The sequence below is a fragment of the Streptococcus suis genome (assembly GCF_024509555.1).
Classification (GTDB): domain Bacteria; phylum Bacillota; class Bacilli; order Lactobacillales; family Streptococcaceae; genus Streptococcus; species Streptococcus suis_AD.
The window spans coordinates 1-20,569 of record NZ_JAMWEL010000007.1 but is presented as its reverse complement, the minus strand read 5'-3'; the positions used below and the strand labels follow the sequence as shown (position 1 = coordinate 20,569).

At 42.7% G+C, this 20,569-nt stretch carries 23 protein-coding genes, 1 tRNA gene and 1 pseudogene; 21 read left to right on the top strand and 4 right to left on the bottom strand.

The window, feature by feature from the left end:
• Position 1: 1 nt before the first annotated feature.
• The 3 genes from NF418_RS04505 to NF418_RS04495 all read left to right on the top strand — a co-directional run bounded on the left by NF418_RS04505 (position 2) and on the right by NF418_RS04495 (position 2,444).
• Complete coding sequence (locus NF418_RS04505; protein ID WP_256778606.1) at positions 2-856, top strand: helix-turn-helix domain-containing protein; 855 nt, start codon at positions 2-4, stop codon at positions 854-856.
• A 109-nt stretch (positions 857-965) separates the two neighbouring features.
• A complete protein-coding gene (locus NF418_RS04500) occupies positions 966-2,096 on the top strand; it encodes an ABC transporter ATP-binding protein (RefSeq protein WP_044689349.1) in 1,131 nt (376 codons plus the stop codon).
• A gap of 129 nt (positions 2,097-2,225) precedes the next feature.
• Entirely contained in the window at positions 2,226-2,444 is a 219-nt protein-coding gene (locus tag NF418_RS04495; RefSeq protein WP_248051260.1) for a hypothetical protein, read from the top strand.
• 17 nt (positions 2,445-2,461) lie between these two features.
• Here NF418_RS04495 and NF418_RS04490 read toward each other — a convergent pair whose 3' ends face one another.
• From NF418_RS04490 to NF418_RS04480, 3 genes are all read right to left on the bottom strand, one after another.
• Positions 2,462-3,049, bottom strand: a complete 588-nt coding sequence (locus NF418_RS04490) for a cadmium resistance transporter (RefSeq protein WP_256778605.1) — start codon at positions 3,047-3,049, stop codon at positions 2,462-2,464.
• Positions 3,050-3,137: 88 nt separating this feature from the next.
• Positions 3,138-4,118 carry an aromatic acid exporter family protein gene (locus NF418_RS04485; protein WP_256778604.1) on the bottom strand — a complete coding sequence of 327 codons (981 nt, stop codon included), beginning with the start codon at positions 4,116-4,118 and terminating at the stop codon, positions 3,138-3,140.
• 69 nt (positions 4,119-4,187) lie between these two features.
• Positions 4,188-4,577, bottom strand: a complete 390-nt coding sequence (locus NF418_RS04480) for a DUF1761 domain-containing protein (RefSeq protein ID WP_256778603.1) — start codon at positions 4,575-4,577, stop codon at positions 4,188-4,190.
• 194 nt (positions 4,578-4,771) lie between these two features.
• Here NF418_RS04480 and NF418_RS04475 point away from each other — a divergent pair, with 194 nt between their 5' ends.
• From NF418_RS04475 to NF418_RS04390, 18 genes and pseudogenes are all read left to right on the top strand, one after another.
• Positions 4,772-5,983 carry a PASTA domain-containing protein gene (locus NF418_RS04475; RefSeq protein WP_256778602.1) on the top strand — a complete coding sequence of 404 codons (1,212 nt, stop codon included), beginning with the start codon at positions 4,772-4,774 and terminating at the stop codon, positions 5,981-5,983.
• A 55-nt stretch (positions 5,984-6,038) separates the two neighbouring features.
• Positions 6,039-6,767 (top strand): 23S rRNA (guanosine(2251)-2'-O)-methyltransferase RlmB, encoded by a 729-nt coding sequence (gene rlmB, locus NF418_RS04470; RefSeq protein WP_256778601.1) that lies wholly within the window; start codon positions 6,039-6,041, stop codon positions 6,765-6,767.
• Positions 6,768-7,289, top strand: coding sequence for an NYN domain-containing protein (locus NF418_RS04465; RefSeq protein WP_256778600.1), 522 nt, complete (start codon positions 6,768-6,770; stop codon positions 7,287-7,289).
• Complete coding sequence (locus NF418_RS04460) at positions 7,286-8,146, top strand: DegV family protein (RefSeq protein ID WP_256778599.1); 861 nt, start codon at positions 7,286-7,288, stop codon at positions 8,144-8,146. Before NF418_RS04465 ends, NF418_RS04460 begins: the two co-directional genes overlap by 4 nt.
• Before the next feature lie 62 nt (positions 8,147-8,208).
• Positions 8,209-9,102 carry a DUF7916 family protein gene (locus tag NF418_RS04455; RefSeq protein ID WP_256778598.1) on the top strand — a complete coding sequence of 298 codons (894 nt, stop codon included), beginning with the start codon at positions 8,209-8,211 and terminating at the stop codon, positions 9,100-9,102.
• Between the two features lie 151 nt (positions 9,103-9,253).
• Complete coding sequence (locus NF418_RS04450) at positions 9,254-9,529, top strand: GNAT family N-acetyltransferase (protein WP_161943952.1); 276 nt, start codon at positions 9,254-9,256, stop codon at positions 9,527-9,529.
• A gap of 21 nt (positions 9,530-9,550) precedes the next feature.
• Positions 9,551-9,724, top strand: a complete 174-nt coding sequence (locus NF418_RS04445; protein ID WP_161943951.1) for a hypothetical protein — start codon at positions 9,551-9,553, stop codon at positions 9,722-9,724.
• 202 nt (positions 9,725-9,926) lie between these two features.
• A complete protein-coding gene (locus tag NF418_RS04440; protein WP_256778597.1) occupies positions 9,927-11,624 on the top strand; it encodes an FAD-dependent oxidoreductase in 1,698 nt (565 codons plus the stop codon).
• Entirely contained in the window at positions 11,617-12,960 is a 1,344-nt protein-coding gene (locus NF418_RS04435; RefSeq protein ID WP_185738568.1) for an APC family permease, read from the top strand. Before NF418_RS04440 ends, NF418_RS04435 begins: the two co-directional genes overlap by 8 nt.
• Entirely contained in the window at positions 12,957-14,216 is a 1,260-nt protein-coding gene (locus NF418_RS04430) for a YeeE/YedE family protein (protein ID WP_105109981.1), read from the top strand. The genes NF418_RS04435 and NF418_RS04430 overlap by 4 nt, the downstream gene beginning before the upstream one ends.
• A gap of 99 nt (positions 14,217-14,315) precedes the next feature.
• Positions 14,316-14,969: an ArsR/SmtB family transcription factor gene (locus tag NF418_RS04425; protein ID WP_105109980.1), complete on the top strand. Its 654-nt coding sequence runs from the start codon at positions 14,316-14,318 to the stop codon at positions 14,967-14,969.
• Between the two features lie 206 nt (positions 14,970-15,175).
• Positions 15,176-15,622 (top strand): 50S ribosomal protein L13, encoded by a 447-nt coding sequence (gene rplM / locus NF418_RS04420; RefSeq protein ID WP_256778596.1) that lies wholly within the window; start codon positions 15,176-15,178, stop codon positions 15,620-15,622.
• Between the two features lie 19 nt (positions 15,623-15,641).
• Positions 15,642-16,034, top strand: a complete 393-nt coding sequence (rpsI, locus tag NF418_RS04415) for a 30S ribosomal protein S9 (RefSeq protein ID WP_002942223.1) — start codon at positions 15,642-15,644, stop codon at positions 16,032-16,034.
• A 145-nt stretch (positions 16,035-16,179) separates the two neighbouring features.
• Positions 16,180-16,362, top strand: a pseudogene (locus tag NF418_RS04410) (hypothetical protein); the annotation flags it as partial.
• A 109-nt stretch (positions 16,363-16,471) separates the two neighbouring features.
• Positions 16,472-17,008 carry a hypothetical protein gene (locus NF418_RS04405; protein WP_256778595.1) on the top strand — a complete coding sequence of 179 codons (537 nt, stop codon included), beginning with the start codon at positions 16,472-16,474 and terminating at the stop codon, positions 17,006-17,008.
• 19 nt (positions 17,009-17,027) lie between these two features.
• A complete protein-coding gene (locus tag NF418_RS04400) occupies positions 17,028-18,734 on the top strand; it encodes a hypothetical protein (RefSeq protein ID WP_256778594.1) in 1,707 nt (568 codons plus the stop codon).
• Between the two features lie 218 nt (positions 18,735-18,952).
• Positions 18,953-19,402: a pyridoxamine 5'-phosphate oxidase family protein gene (locus NF418_RS04395; RefSeq protein ID WP_172054071.1), complete on the top strand. Its 450-nt coding sequence runs from the start codon at positions 18,953-18,955 to the stop codon at positions 19,400-19,402.
• A gap of 319 nt (positions 19,403-19,721) precedes the next feature.
• Positions 19,722-19,807: transfer RNA gene (locus NF418_RS04390), tRNA-Leu, on the top strand.
• An 88-nt stretch (positions 19,808-19,895) separates the two neighbouring features.
• Here NF418_RS04390 and NF418_RS04385 read toward each other — a convergent pair.
• Positions 19,896-20,569: ISL3 family transposase (locus NF418_RS04385; protein WP_256778593.1), on the bottom strand; the 674-nt coding region annotated here is incomplete at its 5' end.

Below are 20,569 nucleotides of genomic sequence, written 5' to 3'. Positions count from 1 at the left end.
GATGGACGAAAAGGAACTTGTAAGCTGGTTTCCGCAGGCAAAGTTGTCACAAGTAGAGGGTGAATGCTCACTTCAATTGGGCGACGGATCTTATCTGGACTTGTCTGATGCAGACTTGACGGATCGGGAAGGCTACCTTTTGTCCTTGCTATCTCATCCTCGAAAGCAGGTCCACTCAAGTCCCTGGCAGTCCTATCTACAAGGTCAGGGAAGGATTCCTCAGACAGTTGAGGCCATTCAATTTATCCATATCCACCTTTGGTCACAAAAAGAAGCCCAGCTGGATGCCTGGCAGGCCATGATGACCGACCTCTTGCCCAGTCAACTGGCTCAGGTACAGTTGACACCTCAAGATTATCTCATTGTCTTGGAGCAGGGCACCTGGATGGATCATCAGACCGTTTTACAGGACACCCTATCGGCCTTGGAGTTTGACTTTGGCTTGCGGTTGACCCTCTTTGTTGGGCAGGTCTGGCCCAAACACGTCTCAGACCACTGGCCTCGACTCTATCAAGCAGAAGCCCAACTCTTTGCTCACTGGCGGGCACGCTACCAGCAGTCAACCGTCCTCTCCTTTAGTCAACTCTTTCTTTGGGGACAAGGCAGAGCAGGCTTGGAACTTAGCCTGATAAAAGCCAGTATGCTAGAGCTGATAGATCAGCAAGATATGCAGGCTATCATTCTAGCCCTATGGACAGAAGGAGCTGTGGTTACCAAGGCCGCTCAAGTCCTCTATATCCACCGCAATACTCTCCAATACCGTTTGGAAAAGTGGCAGGATTTGACGGGACTCCAATTAAAAGATCTGACTGACTTGAGTTTCTGCTATCAAGTATTATTAGATAGACAATTTTGATATTTTGTGCAACTTGCACAGAATATCTTTTTTCTTTTGGTCAACTTGACATAGAAAAATAAAGCGTTTTCATTTATAATAAAACCATCAAAGAAAGCGAGGATTGAACATGGTTCAATTGAATTTAAAAAATATCTACAAAAAATACCCAAATAGCGAGCATTACTCAGTTGAAGACTTCAACTTGGACATCAAGGACAAGGAGTTTATCGTATTCGTAGGTCCTTCAGGATGTGGTAAGTCCACAACTCTTCGTATGATTGCTGGTTTGGAAGATATCACAGAAGGGGAAGCTTACATCGACGGCGTGTTGATGAACGATGTTGCTCCAAAAGACCGTGACATTGCCATGGTATTCCAGAACTATGCCCTCTACCCACACATGACTGTATTTGACAACATGGCCTTCGGTTTGAAATTGCGTAAATACAGCAAGGATGAAATCAAGAAACGTGTGGAAGAAGCTGCACAAATCCTTGGTTTGACAGAATTTTTAGAACGCAAACCAGCTGACCTTTCAGGTGGACAACGCCAGCGTGTTGCCATGGGCCGTGCTATTGTTCGTGATGCAAAAGTCTTCTTGATGGATGAGCCTTTGTCAAACTTGGATGCCAAACTGCGTGTGTCCATGCGTACAGAGATTGCTAAAATCCACCGCCGTATTGGTGCGACAACCATCTACGTAACCCATGACCAAACAGAAGCTATGACCTTGGCTGACCGTATCGTTATCATGTCTGCAACTAAAAACCCAGCAGGTACAGGTACAATCGGTCGTATCGAGCAAATCGGTAGCCCAGAAGAGCTATACAACCGTCCAGCCAACAAGTTTGTTGCTAGCTTCATCGGTAGCCCTGCTATGAACTTCTTCGCAGTAACGCTTCAAGATGGTGTTCTTGTTGGAGATGGCTTCAAAGTGGGTCTTCCAGAAGGTCGTCGCAAGCACTTGGAAGAAAAAGGCTACAATGGTAAGAGCTTCACACTTGGTATTCGTCCAGAAGACATCAAGGCTTCTCAGTTAGAATTGGATACTTACCCTTCTTCTATCGTAGAAGCAGAAGTAGTCGTTTCAGAGCTTCTCGGTGCAGAAACCATGCTTTACTCTAAGGTTGGAAACACTGAATTTGTATCTCGTGTCGATGCGCGTGATTATCACAACCCAGGCGATAAAGTCCGCTTGACCTTCAACCTCAACAAAGCTCATTTCTTCGATGATGCAACAAGCAAGGCCATCGTATAAAATTGTTCATAAAACACCTGACCGTCAGATGAAAATCTGGCGGTTTTTGGCTAGGAACATATCATTTCTTGTTTTTGTGTGTTGAATTCTATATAATAAATATAAAAATATACTTTACAGGAGGTTCCCATGAAAATACTACTGAAAAAAATTCGGATAACTGCTCTGTATATTTTGCTTTACAACCTTATTTTGATTATATGCATTTGGATGGGTAAGGTATCCACCAAAGAGGAGTTCATCATTGCTGTCGCAGGGAATGCGGTCATGATGGGGCTGTCTTTCGTGCATTTGCACAACCAAGTATCAGATGAATTTCATGGGAAAATAGAAGAACCGTCGGTTTAAACTGACGGTTTCTTTTCTTATGTTAGTAATTGTAGTAGGTAGGTCATTGTTCCGAATTCGAATAAAATGTAGATTCCTAATATGATAAAAATGGTTGGAAGAATCATTTTTTCATATTTTTCCATGAATTCAGAAATGCTATGGAGACTTCCAAATTTTTCTGCTAGGTAACAAATGGCGACTGTCTCTAGCAAGATCAGGCCAGCAGTTAAGAGTGTTTCTAAGGTACTTAAAGTTGTAAAATAGGGGGTAAATATTCCTAAATTATCTACTCCCGATGCTAATGAAATAAAAATTACAGATAGTAGTCCGATTTTGCTATCAGGAATTTCTGTCTCTGCTTCGTTTTCAAAAAGGATTCTAACCCCTAGTAGAATAGGGACGAAGCCGAGCAGACCAAGGATCCAGTCAGCTAGAAAAATATTGGCAACTTGGCTAAGGATTGAACTTAAGAGAATGAGTATAAAACTAGCAAGTAGTTGTCCAAAATAGATTGTGCGTCTTTCACCTGGTTTCTTTGCCTGTGAAAATAAAAGGAATAAAATTAGGAAATAATCGATACTTGTTGAAATACCAAGAATCAGTGCATAAGTAATAATAGTCATGGTCCCTCCGTATAATATAGTAGTCATAGATATTTATTTACAGAGGCACATCAATTTTGAAAGATAGAAGTAAAAATTGCGATTCATTTTAATTTCCTTTCTCATTACCCTCATCTTCATCTTTATAAACCTCATAAAAATCAACCTTGAGGCGAATAAAGGCTTCCATATCGTGTAGGAGCTGAAAGAGGGTGGCTCGGGTTTCAAATTCTTCTCGGGTTTGCGGCAGAGGTCGCTCGCGGAAGGTGGCATGGAAGAGTTCGATGTCCAGGAGCAGTTCCTTGGCGGAGTTTTCTCGGCTCAGTTGCTGGGCTGCTCGCTCGAAGAGGCTGGACAGGATAATATTTTCTCTGCCTTCCAGTAAACATTTGTTGATATTTCCTGCCATTGTTCGCAGGATTTTGTTTTGTGCGGCTCGCATTTCAAAGTAATGGACCTGATAATTGGTCTGCTGGAAGAGCTGGTTGTGGCGGTCTAGGTAGACGACTTTCAGGGCCTCATCCAAGGTCTTATCCAGCTGCGTAATCAATTCTGCCTCGTTTCGTCCGTCGCCGTTGAGCAGAAAGGCTTCAAAGCGAAGGAGAATCTGCTTGAGCAGGTCTTCTACTTGGTCGTGATAGGCCTGGATTTGCTTTTCTTGTGAGGGCATATAGAGGTTAAACAAGAGTGCCAGGCCTGCCCCAATCAGAAAAAGCGCCAGCTCATTTCCCAAAAAAATCAGCGAAATATCCTGCTCTAGCAAGAGGTGGGTAACGAGGACGGTCGAGGGGGCGATGCCGGCCTCCCAGTTGAATCGGTAGGCCAGAGGGACGTAGAGTGCCAGGTAGATGCCCAGGGTCCAGATGCCAAAGCCAAAGAGGGTGAAGGTCAGGACGGCTATGGTCAGGGCCAGGAGGGTGGAAAAGAGGCGGTTGCGGGCCATTTTGAAGCTGGACTTGCGGGTGTCGAGGACGCTGAGAATGGCAATGATGCCAGCTGCCGTTGCATAGGACAAGCCCAGGGCGGTCGCTAGGTAAATGGCTAGGACGGTAGCAAATATCAGTTTAATCGTTCGGAGGGAGAGGGACATGTTGGCTCCTTTGGTCTTAGTCTTCCTTTTATTGTACCATAAAACCCTCCTATCTTAGGAGGGTTAATTTTAAGCAAACAAGGCAATGATTCCAACTACCAAATAGCAGACCAGTTTGTAGCTTTCGTTGATGAGGATGAGGTTAAGAGGGCGTTGCTCAAAGACATAGTTTTTCAATGAAGCAAGGACTGCAATCACACCCATGCCACCAGCTGCGTGGAGTGGTGAAACACCAAGGGTCTTGATGAAGAAAATCGCCACAACAGCAGTCAGTACTTCAATCGCCAAGGAAATCATCATTTCCTTCTGGCCATTTTTCCCAGCCTGACGGTCAGCTTCCACCTTGGCCATGTCAATGCCTGAAGCCTTGATCCAAGCATCGCGGAAAATCAAACCATACCACAAACCACCGATAGCAAAGGCAATCAGACCTGCCACAATTCCAAAAATAAGTGTCATAAAATCTCCTGTTTCGATTCCGTTTGTACGGACAAATAGTAGACATTAGAATATCATAGGCTTTACTATTTGTCAAAAGTTAGATTGAAACGGGGTGAAAATGAGGATTGACAAATTAAGGTGTTATGCTATACTAAAATAAAATAGATTTTATTTATAGATAATAACCAATATTTTATGAGGAGATGATTATTATGGATCAATGGATGCGAGATTTTGAAGAGCGGCAGAGACATGATGAATTGAAGCAAAAAATAGATGCTCAAACCTCTGCTATGAACTCTCAAGCAATAGCACTTCAAAAACAAAATAACATTTTGCAAAAAGAGCATGAGCGTCAAATTGAAAAAGAGTTTAAGGATAGAATTTTTCAATTACGATTGCACTTAGCACAGGTTACGGATGAGAGTCAACGATTTGTCATCCAGCAAATGCTTAGCGAAGCTGAGGAAGATTATGAGAATTATCAAAGAGAGCAAGCTGAGAAACGTTTGGCAGACGCAAAAAGACGAAAGGTATGGCTAATCATTTCAAGTGTTGTGGCTGTGTTAGGAATGGCTGGTTTATATTTTGTCTACCAAGATATTTCTCAAGTTACAGTTCCTGAATTATATGGTATTGAGCTATCTGAAGCTAAGGCTATACTGTATGAAGAGGGGTTAAAGGTCGGGACAATAACAGAAGTTGGTGGACAGTCGGTTCAGCCTGGGAATGTTTCAATGTCTTCTCCAAGTGGAGGAAATAAGGTAAAGAGAGGAAGTTCAGTCAATCTAGTTGTTGCAGAAGATACAGATGAAACGATTGTGGTTGAAGAGAGCTCGACTAGCGAAGTATCAACTAGCAAGACCGCTGGAAGTTTGCAGTCTTCCAGTCAGTCTCAGGTAGGTAGCGCCGTTCAATTGTTTACTGTGGATATTAAAAAACAAGGACTGGTTATTCGTCAGGAACCTAGTTTATCTGGAGAAGTTGTGACCAATATAGAACCTGGAATGTACACGATAGTTGAGACGACTCAAAAGGAAGGACATAGTTGGGGCAGATTAAAGTCAGGACAGGGTTGGATTTCGTTGACAGATTTGCATAATCCTGTACCGCAGGTTGATACCAAAAACTTAACGACAGATCAGGTAAAGGCTTGGGTCATGGATGATTTATTTAGCCGTAGCGTCATGATTGAAAAGTATCGAAAAGACCAGGTTGTCATAAGTGTTCGTATGGCTGAGGATGGTTTAGTTTATGCAGATGTAACTGTACCATCAGACCCTAATTTTGAACCACGAGATTGGAGTTATCGGATCAATAGTCGTGGGGAGTTGGAAGCTAGTGAGTATGATACAGATCCGGAACAAGGGGGTGTCAACTGGTATGTTGCCCAACATTATTATCTGGAAAACAGTGTGAACTAAGAAAGCTGAGAAATTCTCGGCTTTTTCCTTTTCAAAAATATGCTATAATAAAACCATGGAACATAATGATATTGTATATGGCGTACATGCTGTAGTGGAGAGTTTGGATGCCAACACCGGCAACAAACTCTACATTCAGGATGATTTACGCGGAAAAAATGTAGAAAAAATCAAGGCTCTAGCGGCAGAGAAAAAGGTGTCAATTTCTTGGACGCCCAAGAAGACCCTGTCGGACATGACAGAAGGTGCGGTCCACCAAGGCTTTGTCCTGCGGGTTTCTGAGTTTGCCTATGCGGACCTTTCGGTGATTTTGGAAAAGGCAGAGCAGGAAGATAATCCCCTCATTCTCATCTTGGACGGACTGACAGATCCCCACAACTTCGGCTCGATTTTGCGGACCGCAGATGCCACTCAGGTAGCTGGCATCATCATTCCAAAGCACCGAGCAGTTGGCGTGACGCCTGTTGTGGCAAAGACCTCAACAGGGGCGGTGGCCCATGTCCCAATTGCCCGAGTGACCAATCTCAGTCAAACCCTAGACAAACTCAAGGAGGCTGGTTTCTGGGTATTTGGCACGGATATGAACGGAACCCCAAGCCACAAGTGGAATACGACTGGCAAACTAGCCCTTATTATTGGCAACGAAGGCAAGGGCATCTCCAGCAATATCAAAAAGCAGGTGGATGAGATGATTACCATTCCTATGAAGGGCCATGTCCAATCTCTCAACGCCAGTGTGGCAGCCGCTGTGCTCATGTACGAAGTATTTCGGAAGAAAATCTAAATGAAAGAAAAAGTTCTCATTGTAGATGGCTACAATATGATTGCCTTTTGGCAATCGACTAAGCAGGATTTTAAAAAGGGAGACTTAGATGCGGCCAGAACGACCTTACTTCGCACCTTGTCTCACTACGCAGCCTTTGAACAGATTGAGGTCATTTGTGTCTTTGATGCTCACCATGTACCAGGTCTTCGCCAGCAGTATGACGAATTCAAGGTATCGGTCATTTTTACAGATGAGGAAGAGACGGCAGATAGCTACATCGAACGGCTTAGTGCCCAGCTCAATAGTGACCGTCGCAAGCAGGTTTCCGTCGCAACCAGCGACCTCAATGAACAGTGGGTGGTTTTCTCCCAAGGCGCTTTACGGGTTTCGGCACGTGAGTTGGAGGAGAGAACCAAGGTCATCAAAAAGGACTTGGACAAGTTTGTGGACCAGGTGGAACTCGATACTCCACGGCTCAATCCCTGGTCAGATGGGAATTTTCAAGCCTTAAAAGAAATGATGGAGGAAATGAAGGAGTGACATTTACAATCGTAACCGATTCGACATCGGACTTGCCAATCAGCTGGGTCCAAGAAAATGATGTGACCGTGCTTGGTCTGACCATTAACCTAGACGGCGTAACCTATGAAACAGTCGGTGAAAACCGCTTGACCTCAGCGGAACTGTTGGAGAAGATGGCGACTGGAGGTCTTCCGACAACCAGTCAGGTCAATGTTGGTCAGTTTGAAGAAGTTTTTGAAGCGGCAGCCAAGGAAGGCAAAGAAGTGCTTTACCTAGCCTTTTCATCTGCTCTTTCAGGAACCTATCAGAGTGGAACCATTGCACGCGATATGGTCTTGGATGCTTATCCTAATGCTGTTATTGAAATTGTAGATACTAAGGCGGCTTCTATCGGTGAAGGCTACTTGGTCATGCAGGCGGCTCAAGCGCGTGCTGCGGGTAAGACTTTGGCAGAAACCGAGGCACTTATTGAGGAACTGGTGCCTCGCTTGCGGACCTACCTCTTGGTCGATGACCTTAACCACCTGGTGCGTGGGGGTCGCTTGTCCAAGGCAGCTGCCCTCATTGGCGGTCTAGTCAATATCAAGCCTCTCCTTGCGCTCAATGCGGAAGGAAAGTTAGAAGCGATTGCTAAAATCCGTGGTCGCAAAAAAGGAATCAAGGAGATGTTGAACCTGACCTTGGATAGTTTGGATCATTCTACGGTCATGGTGGCCTATACAGGTGATTTGGAAGCTGCTGAAGCTATTAAAGCGACTTTGTTGGAAGATAGCCGTGTGACCGATGTTCTCTTGACTGAGTTGGGGCCGATCATTGCCACCCATACAGGTACAGGGGTGCTAGCTATCCTATCTATCAATAAAGAAGAGAGATAATCTCTTTTCTTTTTACTGAAACAGAAAGCGGTTACAAAAACGATATCAATTTGGAGGTTATTATGAAACGCTTGTTGTCTTGTTATGCTAGTGACTTGCTGGGAGCGACCAAGGAGGAGCTCAAGCAGTCCATTTTGTCCAGTGAAGGTCGGATTCTCATGGGAGAAACGGTGGTCACAGCGGCTCCCTTGATTGCGGGGGTGACCAATGCGGAGATGATGGCTGCTTTTGGTTGCGACCTCTTAGTGCTCAATGAATTAGATGTTTTTCATCCGGAGATTGTTGATTTTTACGACTGCGACAATCCTATCGCTGAAATCAAGCGGTTGACGGGTCGATTGGTTGGGATTAACTTGGAGCCTGTGGATAGCAGCCAAGAGGTCCAAGACCAGCAGGTCTTTTTAAAAACAGGTCGTCAGGTCAGTCCAGAAAGTCTACGACAGGCCCAAGTTCTTGGCGTAGACTTCATCATGCTGACAGGTAATCCTGCTACGGGTGTGTCTATGGCTACAATCCGCTCTGCTATTGGCCTTGCCAAAGAACACTTTGAAGGTCTCATCTTTGCAGGAAAAATGCACGGTGCAGGTCTGGGAGAGTCGGTCGTGGATAGTCAAGCCTTGCTGGACTTTGTGGAGCTGGGGGCAGACGGTGTCCTCATTCCTGCGGTCGGAACAGTACCGGGTGTGCGGGAGGAAATCGTGGCACCGATTGTCAGTCAGGTCAAGGCGCGTGGTGGTCTGGTTATTTCGACCATTGGAACCAGTCAGGAGAGTGCGGACAGCCAGACGGTGCGAGAGTTTGGACTCAGCAACAAGCGGGTGGGCTCGGACATCCACCATATCGGAGACGGGGGCTACGGTCGTATGCCCGACCCTGAAAATATCTTGGCCCTGTCCTTGGCGGTCAGAGGCAAACGGCACACCTATTTTAGAATGGGGCAGTCAGTGAGGAGATAGAATGTTACTCATCATCAGAAAAGAAGAAAAAGATCAGCGTGCGGTTGAAGAGAAAGCACGTGACGCCTTTTGGAATGTCTTTCATCCGTCAGTTTATCTTTTATTACATCGTTAACTCGTTTTGCCGTACTCCAGTAATGTCTGCAACTCGTTGCCTTGTACTAAAAGTAAACTGAAGGCCTATTATCTGAGTGCGACGGAACACTTGATTGTCCACCAGTTGCGTGGGCAGGATCATGTGGTGGCTGACCTCAATCTTATCGCGGAAGCCGACGGGCAACTGGTGGGGCACATCCTCTATGTCGCTTCGGAGATTACAGCGGACAACACTCGCCTGCCTAGCTTGACCTTTGGTCCCTTTAGCATCTCGCCAGACCAGCAAGGCTGTGGTTATGGTCAGGCACTTTTAGAGCATTCGTTGGCTTAGGCGGAAAATAGCGGAGCGGTCTTGGTGGCCATTACAGGCTTTCCTGACTACTACAGTCGATTTGGTTTTGTCAAGGGTAAGGAGGTCGGCATTCGCTATCAGGCAGACCCAGAGGCCGATTATTTCTTGGTCAAGTTGTTCCAACCAGAAGCCTTGGATGGCCGGGACTGGTGGTTTACAGATCTGCCGGGCTAGACGGTGGATGAATTGATCTTGGAAGAATTTGATAAAACCTTTCCTTATAAGGAAAAGTTGGTCTTGCCTGGACAACTAGGGCAGTAGGTGAGTAAATTTTAGAAGAATGGAAAGAAGTCCATTCTTTTATTTTGAAACCGTTGACAAACAATCAATTGAATGTTAGAATGTATTTGAGAAAAAAATCACAAAGGAGGTCAAGATGACTAAGAAATATATAGTTGTAGGTGGTGTTGCAGGTGGTGCCTCTGTAGCAGCTCGTCTTCGTAGGATTGATGAAAAGAGTCAGATACAGATTTATGATAAGGGTTACGACATTTCCTTTTCTAACTGTTGCTTGCCAAACTATTTCAGCGGAGAAGTCGAAAATGTAGAGGATTTAGTTTTTTATGATACTGAGAGTTTTAAGAAAACCTATAATCTGGATGCCAAAGTTCGTCATGAAGTGATAGAGATTCTTGCAGATGAACATAAGGTTACCGTAAAAAATCTTGAGACTGGCGAAGAGTTTCAAGATTGGTATGATGCCCTCATTTTGTCACCTGGGGCAAGGGCAATTCGTCCCTCTAGCATAAAGGGGATTGATGCTCCTCATGTTTTCGCATTGAAGAATGTGTCAGATGTTCGCAACATCGATCAGCATTTAAAGTATTCAAAAGCAGAGCAAATCGTTGTGATTGGTGGCGGATTTATTGGTGTCGAGGCAGCAGAATGTTTGCGCCATTCCGGCAAAGAGGTAAGCCTTGTTGAAGCTAGTGCTCAAATCATGACTCCGTTTGATGATGATATGGTTCAGATGCTGCACAAGGAACTCTATGACAATGGTGTGCAACTAATATTAGAGGATAGTGTTGTCGAGATTACAGAGAAGGAAGTTGTGTTACTGAGTGGCAAACGATTGCCCGCTCAAGCAGTTATCGTAGCTATCGGTGTCAGCCCAGATGTTGATTTTGCAGTCAAGTCAGGCATAAAATTAGGGGAGACAGGGGCGATTGAAGTAGACTACCGCTACCAAACAAACTTACCAGATGTCTATGCTGTGGGTGATGCTACTGAAGTCGTGCATCAGATTACAGGTAAAAAGACAAGGCTACCTCTTGCGGGACCTGCCCAAAAACAAGCTCGAAACGTGGCAGATGCGATTTCGGGCAAACAAAATCGCAATCGAGGTGTGATTGGTTCTTCTTGCATCCGTGTCTTTGGTTTGAATGCGGCTAGTACTGGGTTAAATGAAAAAGACTGCCAAAAGACTGGTATCGATTATCGCGTTGCCTTGGTTATCCCAAACGACCGTGTTGGGTTGATGCCAGATGCAGCACCCATGCACTTTAAATTACTTTATCAGTATCCGACTGGAAAAATAGTAGGTGCCCAGGCCATCAGCAAGGGCAATCCTGTTAGGAACATCAATGTCATTGCGACGGTGATTAGTTTCGGGGGCTATCTGGAAGACTTGAAAGACTTGGAATTATGCTATGCTCCTGCTTTTTCAACTGCAAAAGATGTGGTGAACTTTGCTGGAATTGTCGGCCTCAACTATCTCAATGGGGACTATCAGCAAGTACCTGTGACAAGTGTTCGTCAGTTGGTAGATGAAGGTGCGTTTATTCTCGATGTTCGTGGGAAGGAAGCCTTTGACAAATCTCATGTTATCGGTGCAGTAAATATTCCGCTCGATGAAATTCGACAACGCTTAGGGGAGATTCCGAAAGACAGACCGGTTTACATCCATTGTCGGACCTCTTGGAATAGCTATTATGCTATCCGCGCCTTGAAAGGTTATGGCTTTGAGAATATTATCAATATCCAAGGTTCCTTTCTTGCCTTGAGTTATTATGAATATTTCAAGGATAAAACGACTGATAGAAGACCAATCGTGACGGGGTATAACTTTGACTAGTGGCAGACAGACCTTATCAAAATTAGATGTTATTTCCTTAGTAATTGGGGCGGTTATTGGCTGGGGTGCCTTCTATCTGCCAGGGAATAAATTTCTGCCCGAAGCAGGAGTTCTTAACACGGCAGTTGCATTTTTGCTTGGAGCTGTACTGATTTATTTTATTCAGATGGGCTACCATGTCATGATTGAATACCATCATGAACGTGGCGGAGAATTTTCCTATGTATTCGTACATTTAGGAAGAGGTCATGGTTTTCTAGTAGGCTGGGCCTTGACATTTTGCTATCTGACCTTGATTCCCTTGAATGCTACTGCGGTGGTACTGGTTCTGAAACAACTTTTCGGAGGCATTTCTTTTGGATATCTTTATACTGCGGCTTCCTATTCAGTCTATATCACGGATGTACTGATTTCTACAGTAGTAATTCTGGTATTTTATTGGGTCAATCTGCAGGGAGTCTCTCTTTCCATGCGTTTGCAAAAGATATTGATCATAAGTCTGGTAGCCATTGTAGTGGTGAGTTGTATCTATATGCTCGTTTCTGGAAATCGTGTTCAGTTTGCGGCTAGTTATTTAGAGCAGTCTCAGATTGATAGCGTTGCGATCTTGAAGGTGTTGGCCATTATTCCCTTTCTTTTTGTTGGATTTGATATTGTACCGCAGGTCTTGACTGATCTTGGTTTCCCTTTCCGTTTCGCAACAAGAATGACGATTCTAGCAACTATAATTGGGATGCTCATTTACAATATGTTGAATGTGATGACAGCCTTAGCCTATTCTCCAAGTCAGGCTAGTCAACTTGATTGGGCTTTGGGGAGTGCCATTTTAGAACATGCAGGCTGGGTTGGTTTTGTTGGTCTATGCCTTGCTCTTTTTGCTGCAGTAGTTGGCGGAATCAACGGCTTTTTAGTTGGAAGTAGCCGAGTATTAGCTTCTCTAGCGACGCATGGATTACTTCCTGCTCACTTTGCTAAGGAAAATCAATATGAGATACCAGAAAATGCTTTACGGTTTGTAACGGTTGTAAGTATTCTGATGCCACTCTTGGGGAGAAGTGTTATTTCTTATATCGTTGATTTGTCCAGTTTGATGGCGGCAGTCACCTACGCTTATGTTTGTTATGTGAGTAGTCGGCTGACAGAAAAACGAGTTATGAAGTATCAAAGTTTGTTGGGAATGCTAGTGGGGATTGTGTTTGTACTATTGCTTGTTTTCCCAAATTCACCGAGCCAGTTGTCTCCTTATTCATTTGGAATTTTGGGCATTTGGGTCGGTTTAGGATTTCTTTATTTTCATTTTTCAAAGAATAAACAAAATAAAAAGGAGTTTTTATGAAACATGTAGAACGTTATAGCGGTTTTCTATTAGGAGCAGCTATTCTGATTTTGGGGCCGAAATTATTGTCATCGGATATGCTATTCTTTCGGCTGGTGATAGGTGTGGCTCTTGGCTACACACTCAGTCGAGGGTATACAGGATTTGCAGGTAGTGTCAATCGTGCCTATCGAACAGGCTCTACACGCTTGATGCGGACCATGATGATGATGTTCTTTATTACAACTTTATTGAGTACCGCTTTTCTATTTAATGCAGATGCTTCTTCTTACGATCTTTGGGTGAATCCCATTAATCTAGGTCTTCTCTTGGGAGGGATTTTATTTGGATTTGGGATGACCTTCTCTTCTTGTTGTGCCTCAGGCGTATTGACTGATTTGGTGACAGCCTTGCCTCGTGGATTGATTACATTGGTCTTTTTCTGCTTTGGCGTATTTATTGGATTCCCTATTCAGAATTCAGCTAGTTGGATTACACAATCTTGGTTTACAAGTGAAGTGGGTTCTAAATTATATGGAGGGGTCTATCTACCAGACTTGTTCAAATTTGATGGACTGGGTGGATATCTAGGAGCATTGATGTTTACCGGTCTCCTCTGTGGAATTGTCATTTGGCTTTCTTATCGTTATGAAAACAAACGCAAGCAAGCCGGTACCTATACTGGTCACTTTGGCGAGAAAATTCAAGATATGGAAGTGGCAGAGTCTTTGGAAAGTCCAGCGGATGAGGCAGGGTGGTATGATCGCTTGTTTGTAAAGGCATGGTCTTTGCGTAAAGCTGCGGTTATTCTTGCCGTTCTCTTTACTCTCTTAATGGGAGTGACAAAAGCAGGTTGGGGTGCAAGTACTCCCTACGGTTTATGGTTTGGCCAATTCTTGATGCTGTTTGGTATAGATGCAAGTAGTTTGGCGGAGTTTACCCTGATGCCAGAGGGAGCATTTTCAACACCATTCTTTGAACACCCAATTAGCACACAAAACTTTGGAATCATGTTAGGGACAATTTTCTTCTTGTTGACTTCAGGTACCTTTACCAAAGTAGCCAAATCAGAGTTGAAAATTACTCCAAAACAGGCTTTCTTCTTTGCCTTGGGTGGTTTATTGATGGGCTTTGGAACGCGGTTGTCTAATGGCTGTAATGTAGGGGCTCTCTTTACCCCGATTGCGAATTATTCTCTGTCGGGATGGATTTTCTTAGTTGTTCTGGTTACGGGTGGAGTGCTAGGTAATACGGTAGCCAAGAAATTAGAACTCTAATTCCTAGATTATTAAGGACAAATACTTTGTTAGTTCTGACTAGCAGAGTATTTTTACTATATGCTATAATGGAGACAGTAAGTTTAGCAAGGAGTCATCATGAGTCAAGATCGTGACTATATGGATCAAGTATTTTTAGAATATGTTCGGATCGCCAAAGCCCTTTCTAGTGAAAAACGCTTGGAGATACTTCACCGTTTAATTCATGGACCCAAGACGGTAGAACAGCTAACCAGAATGACCGATATGACAACCGCTAATACATCTAGGCATTTGCAAGTTCTGAAGGAAGCATCCCTCGTTTCAATTGAAAGAGACGGAAAATATATTTGGTACAGTATTTCCACCCCGATAGTAGAAAAACTCTTGTCTGATATTCATTCCATTAGTGAAGAACGGTCGCCGATGTTAGGGTGGATTGAAAAGAGTTATATTGAGCAAGATAAAGCAATCCAAACAATTGGTTTAGATGAAGCCAAGGATAAGGTCTTTTCTAGCCAGGCACAACTAGTTGATCTAAGAAGCGTTAGTGAATTTGAGCTGGAGCATGTAGATGGAGCGGTGAATATTCCCTTCAGTCAATTGGAGGAGCATTTAGAGGAACTAAAGCGCGATAAACCAATTATTCTATATTGTAGGGGATTATTCTGTACCTATGCCAATCGGGCGGCGGCCTTTCTAAATAAGAGAGGTTATCATGCCTATAGCGTAAGTGGGACACATTTTGATTGGAAGCGAACTAGAGAAGAGTAGTAGATGCCAAGGCTTTCATTCTCGGCAGCTCTGCTATCTTTCAAAAAATAAAAAAAGTAAAGTAAAATAACTTGACGGAGAACAGTAGTTTTGATAGAATGGTAGACGGTATTGTTTACCCCATTTGAAAGGCCCCGGAACCTTCCAAATACCCGCGGACCGGAACATCCGCCCAGTAAACAAAAACGATTCGTATAGGAGAAATCATGAACAAAACAACATTTATGGCTAAACCAGGCCAAGTTGAACGTAAATGGTATGTAGTAGACGCTACTGATGTACCTCTTGGACGCCTTTCAGCAGTAGTTGCTAGCGTTCTTCGCGGTAAAAACAAACCAACTTTCACACCTCACACTGATACTGGTGACTTCGTTATCGTTATCAACGCTGAGAAAGTGAAATTAACTGGTAAAAAAGCAACTGATAAGCTCTACTACACTCACTCAAACCACCCAGGTGGATTGAAATCAATCTCAGCTGGTGAATTGCGTTCTAAAAACGCTGTTCGTTTGATTGAAAAATCAGTTAAAGGTATGCTTCCACACAACACACTTGGTCGTGCACAAGGCATGAAATTGAAAGTGTTTGTAGGTGCTGAGCACACTCACGCTGCACAACAACCAGAAGTACTTGATATTTCAGGTCTTATCTAAGGGAAAGGACGTAATCTAAATGGCACAAGCACAATACACAGGTACTGGTCGTCGTAAAAACGCGGTTGCACGCGTACGTTTGGTCCCAGGTACTGGTAAAATCACAGTAAACAAAAAAGATGTAGAAGAGTACATCCCACACGCTGACCTTCGTTTGGTTATCAACCAACCATTCGCAGTAACTTCAACACAAGGTTCATACGACGTTTTCGTTAACGTGAACGGTGGTGGTTACGGTGGTCAATCAGGTGCGATCCGTCACGGTATCGCGCGTGCATTGCTTCAAGTAGACCCAGACTTCCGCGATTCATTGAAACGCGCAGGCCTTCTTACACGTGACGCTCGTATGGTTGAACGTAAGAAACCAGGTCTTAAGAAAGCACGTAAAGCTTCACAATTCTCAAAACGTTAATATACTGCGATATATCAACGTTTCAAAGCACTCAAGAGTTTACCTCATGGGTGCTTTTTTCGTGTTTTTTTGAAAAGCTTCCTTGGTTGTTTTGCATATGTTGAGAGGTGAGAGTGACAGCGGATAAGGAACGATTCCTATAGCCTTTCCAGAAAGGCATGAGCGGCTCAAGCATATCTTGGAAGAGCAAGTTTACGGCTTTGCGCCAACGGCTATTATCCAGAAGATCGCTTTGGAGTTCATCTTTGGCACCCTACCTGACACCATCAGTCGGAAAAACTTCTTACAAGTGGATACTGTTCCGTATGCCAAGGAAGGTACGATGTAGGGGTTGATAGATAAATCTTTTGGATAATATTGAAGGAAAACTTGTCATTTTTGGCAAGTTTTTTTAGATAAGGTGCTATACTAAAACTAGGAATGGAGGGGGATATGTTATGGCAAATTATGTTTATCAGCAGGTCATTTGTTCCAAAGATTTTTTTGAAACCTACTTTTTAGATTACTACCCGATAGACGAAAAAAGGATTGATCCACCGTATATTAGTTTTAACAAACTGGTGGGTGTTAAAAACATTGGCAAGTACGGAGAACTTTTTGGTGAGTATATCTATTATGGTTATGGTTTCACCTACCAGATACGTTCGGATGGTTTGATGGTTGTCACATTTGCGACCAAACGTTCCTATCCCATTGCTGCTATTAAAGCGGCAATTCAGATGGACCATAACCTAGAGTGGTACGCGGTTGAAGAGAATTGTATCTATGTTTCTCGCTTTTATTGGAATCATGGTATCAAAGAAGCGATTTGTTTGTTAGGTGATGACTTTGGAATATGGGCAGAGGCTAGATATGAGTTTGAAGAAGCACTGGCCGACTCAGATCATATTGTCTGGTATTATCTATTGGAGAATAAGATTAACTGGCTCGACAGGGCTACCTTGTTGGACCTACCGAGATATTATGAGGAGTGATTTGTGAGAGGAGAATATCATGTGGACAAAAAGAATAGGCTACATTACCGATCCTGGGAAATTGGTTGATTATTTCTTATCTGTTGGACAGTTTCATGATTATTTGATTGGCTCCTTTTCCTATGATAGTCAGTCAGCTAGTCTACGTTTAACCATTGAGGAGGATTGTTTAGCGGAAAGTCATTCCAATGAGCCAGCCTTGGTTTGGGATTTGGAATGCCAGGGAGTAACAGATTTTAGAATGCAAGACATGGAGGGGATTTCAAGCTGGTGGATTTATGAAGTTTTATATAATGGCACTACTTTCCAATTTCAGCTTGTGAATGGCTATTTTTCCTTCTCAGCAGAAAGTTTTAAGTTGGGAATTCCCCATAAACCGACTACAGAAAGGCATCCAGCCATTACTCGTTTGCAGTATGATTATTTCTTGCAAGAATTTGAGGCGGGGATGATGCCTGGAGAAATCAATTTTTCTTTTGAAACAGATGAAGAAAGTGAGCTCCGTTCATTTGGTTATTCAAAAGAGGTGGAGCAACCATATTGGATAAGGGAAAACAAGCAAACGGATGAAAGAAGGTTTACGAATTCTGCCCCATTATTTTCTTCTCCTCTGTTTGATGGGAAGTCCTTGAGAGAAAGATGGTACGAAGTAGTAATCTACAGTATAGCAGGTCAATCCTTAAATGATTGGTTGAGTTATGCAGACCATTCGGTTAAAACGCATGTGTATGAACTGGAGGACGAATATGGTCTCTACATCAATGGGGTTGAATTGGATGGTTTTATTGATGAGGATGGGAAGCTTTGTCCGTCTTGTGGTAAAGTCCCATGTTATTTAGATGATTATGACGAACATTTTTGTCCTTATTGTAATAGCTGGATGACAGAGGACTGGTGGGACAGGGATGAGGTGCACTACTTTGAAAAACGTACTCTCGAGCCGGAACTTTTATGGAAACCCAATAAAATGTTGCGGTTTTGCCAGGTACAATTTTCAGTTGACGGCAAACCCTATACCTACTATTGTCCTGACCAAACCATAAATAAGGGAGATTGGGTGCAAGTTTCAGTTGGCAAGCAAGCTGTAAAAAAAGATGTTCCAGTAGTGGCTATCTTTACTGCTCCAGCAGACCGTCCTCCCTATCCTTTGGATAAAATAAAAACCGTACTAGGAAAATCAAGAGAGTGGTCGGAAATGATTGCCGAAAAATTGGAGCATTTACTAACTCACAGCCATACATGTGATTTATCGGAAGAAAAAATCCCAGCCGATTCATCGGTAGCTTACGACCTCTTGAAAACTCCAGTCGGCAATTTCTGGTTGGAATTAAACGGTCAGCCCATAAAAATGTCAATTATAGCCTTATATCCAAAACCTGAGGACAAGTACTTTGTGGAAGGTTCTTACCATATAAAACCTTTTGATACGAATTTTGTTGATTTTAAGAGTTTATCGATTTGTACAGATATTGACTTTAGAACTACCAGACTGATTGACAACTTAGGCGGTGAACATCAATACGGGAACAATTGGCAAGTTGGCGATTATGATATTGGAATTGTCGCGCACCCATACTCATACGATGAAGAAGAAGTAGATGAAAACATGTTAGGAATTCCCTATTTTCGTGAATGGATAGAAGACTATCAGCATCTAACTTGCTTTTCGGTTGCTTGGAAATACTATACTTCCGATGATGATTTATCCATCTGGTTCAATATGTAAGAAGGTTGCTTTTAAGGGGTATATTGATAATCATAGGGAAAAGGATGTGGGGACAGCTCCCGAACAGGTGTCATAGTAGAAATACTACATCCATTTCTAAGGGAGAGAAGAAATTTAACGTCTTATGATGGGATATCGCAACAAATAGACTTAACTAAAAATGAAAATTTTGATATACTACAAGTATATACAGAAAACGATTTCAAGAGGTGTACGTTATGGAAATAAGAGAAATAATGCAGTTGCTAGAAGAAATGAAGCTTGGAGTATTTGCGACTGTAGACCAACAAGGAAAGCCACACGCTCGTCATATACATATAGTCGCTGCTAATGAAAGTGGCATATTCTTTATGACAAGCAAAGAAACCCACTTCTATAATCAGCTAATTTCAAATAATCACGTAGCTATGACAGCCATGAAAGAGGAAGGTTATCTGATTCAAGTGGTAAGAGTAGAGGGTCTTGCAAGACAAGTGGATAATGACTACTTACAAAAGATTTTTTCAAACAATCCCTACTATCAGCATATTTATAAGGATACCAGTGATGATTTAATGCAGGTATTTCAAATATACGAAGGCAAAGGATTTTATCACAGCCTAACTCAAGGTCATAAGTATGTATTTTCTATAGGGGATTCTGATAGCGGAAAAGCGCGGACCATCTAATTGATTTTTACTGATTACCTATCCTAAAAAAGCCGAGCTATCTCTAGTAACAATATTTAATAGAGGTAGCTTGTTTTTTTATAGTAAAATGAATGAGAAACAGGGAATGATTACGTTTATAAATTTGAGAATTCTAAAGCTAGTTTGGGAGCGGGTTCCTAACACGACCACTCAAAGTTGTCCTGTTCTTAATTCAAGCAACTAATCCTATCAGAACTCTCACTTACTTTGAGAATTTACCTGAGAATTTAGTAATAAATTTTTTTCAAAAAAGTGTTGACAAGGTCAATTCTTAATGTTATACTAGTTCTTGTGTTAAGCGGGGATGGCGGAATTGGCAGACGCGCAGGACTAAGGATCCTGTGATCGCTTTAGATCGTGTGGGTTCAAGTCCCACTCTCCGCATTGGAAGACTAGCTATGTGCTAGTCTTTTTTGCATTCAAACATTACAATTTTTTGGCTCTTTGTCAACTGTAGTGGGTAGATGAAAAGCTAACACCTAGAGAGGACGAACTTCGTTCTCTCTTTCTTTATGTTCAAAGCAATCAAAATGCGTTTTTTAAAATTTTCAAAGTTTCTGAAACCAAAGGCATTTCTCTTAATGACTTTGATGAGATTGTTAGTAGCTTCCAGTTTGGCGTTGGAATAAGGCAATTCCATAGCATTTACAATCTTGTCTTTATCCTTTAGAAATGTCTTAAATACCGTCTGGAAAATAGAATTAACATTGGCTATTTCCTGTTCGATAAGGTCAAAGAAATGAACTGAGTTTTTCTCTTGGAAATGGAACAAGAGAAATTGATAGAGTTCATAGTGCTGTCTGAGTTCATCTGAGTAGGATAGGAGTTTTTCTAGAATTTCCTTGTTAGTCAAGTGCATGCGAAACATAGGGCGATAAAATCGTTTATCGCTGAGTTTACGGGTATCTTGTTGAATCAATTTCCAGTAGCGTTTCAAGGCTCGGTATTCCTGCGATTTTCTGTCGAATTGATTCATAATTTGAATACGGACACGGTTCATAGCACGGCTAAGGTGTTGCACAATATGAAAGCGGTCGAGTACGATTTTTACATTCGGAAAAAGCTGTTTAGCAAGTTGATAATAGGGACTAAACATATCCATGGTAATCACTTTGACCTGATTTCTAACCTTTCTAGGATATCGTA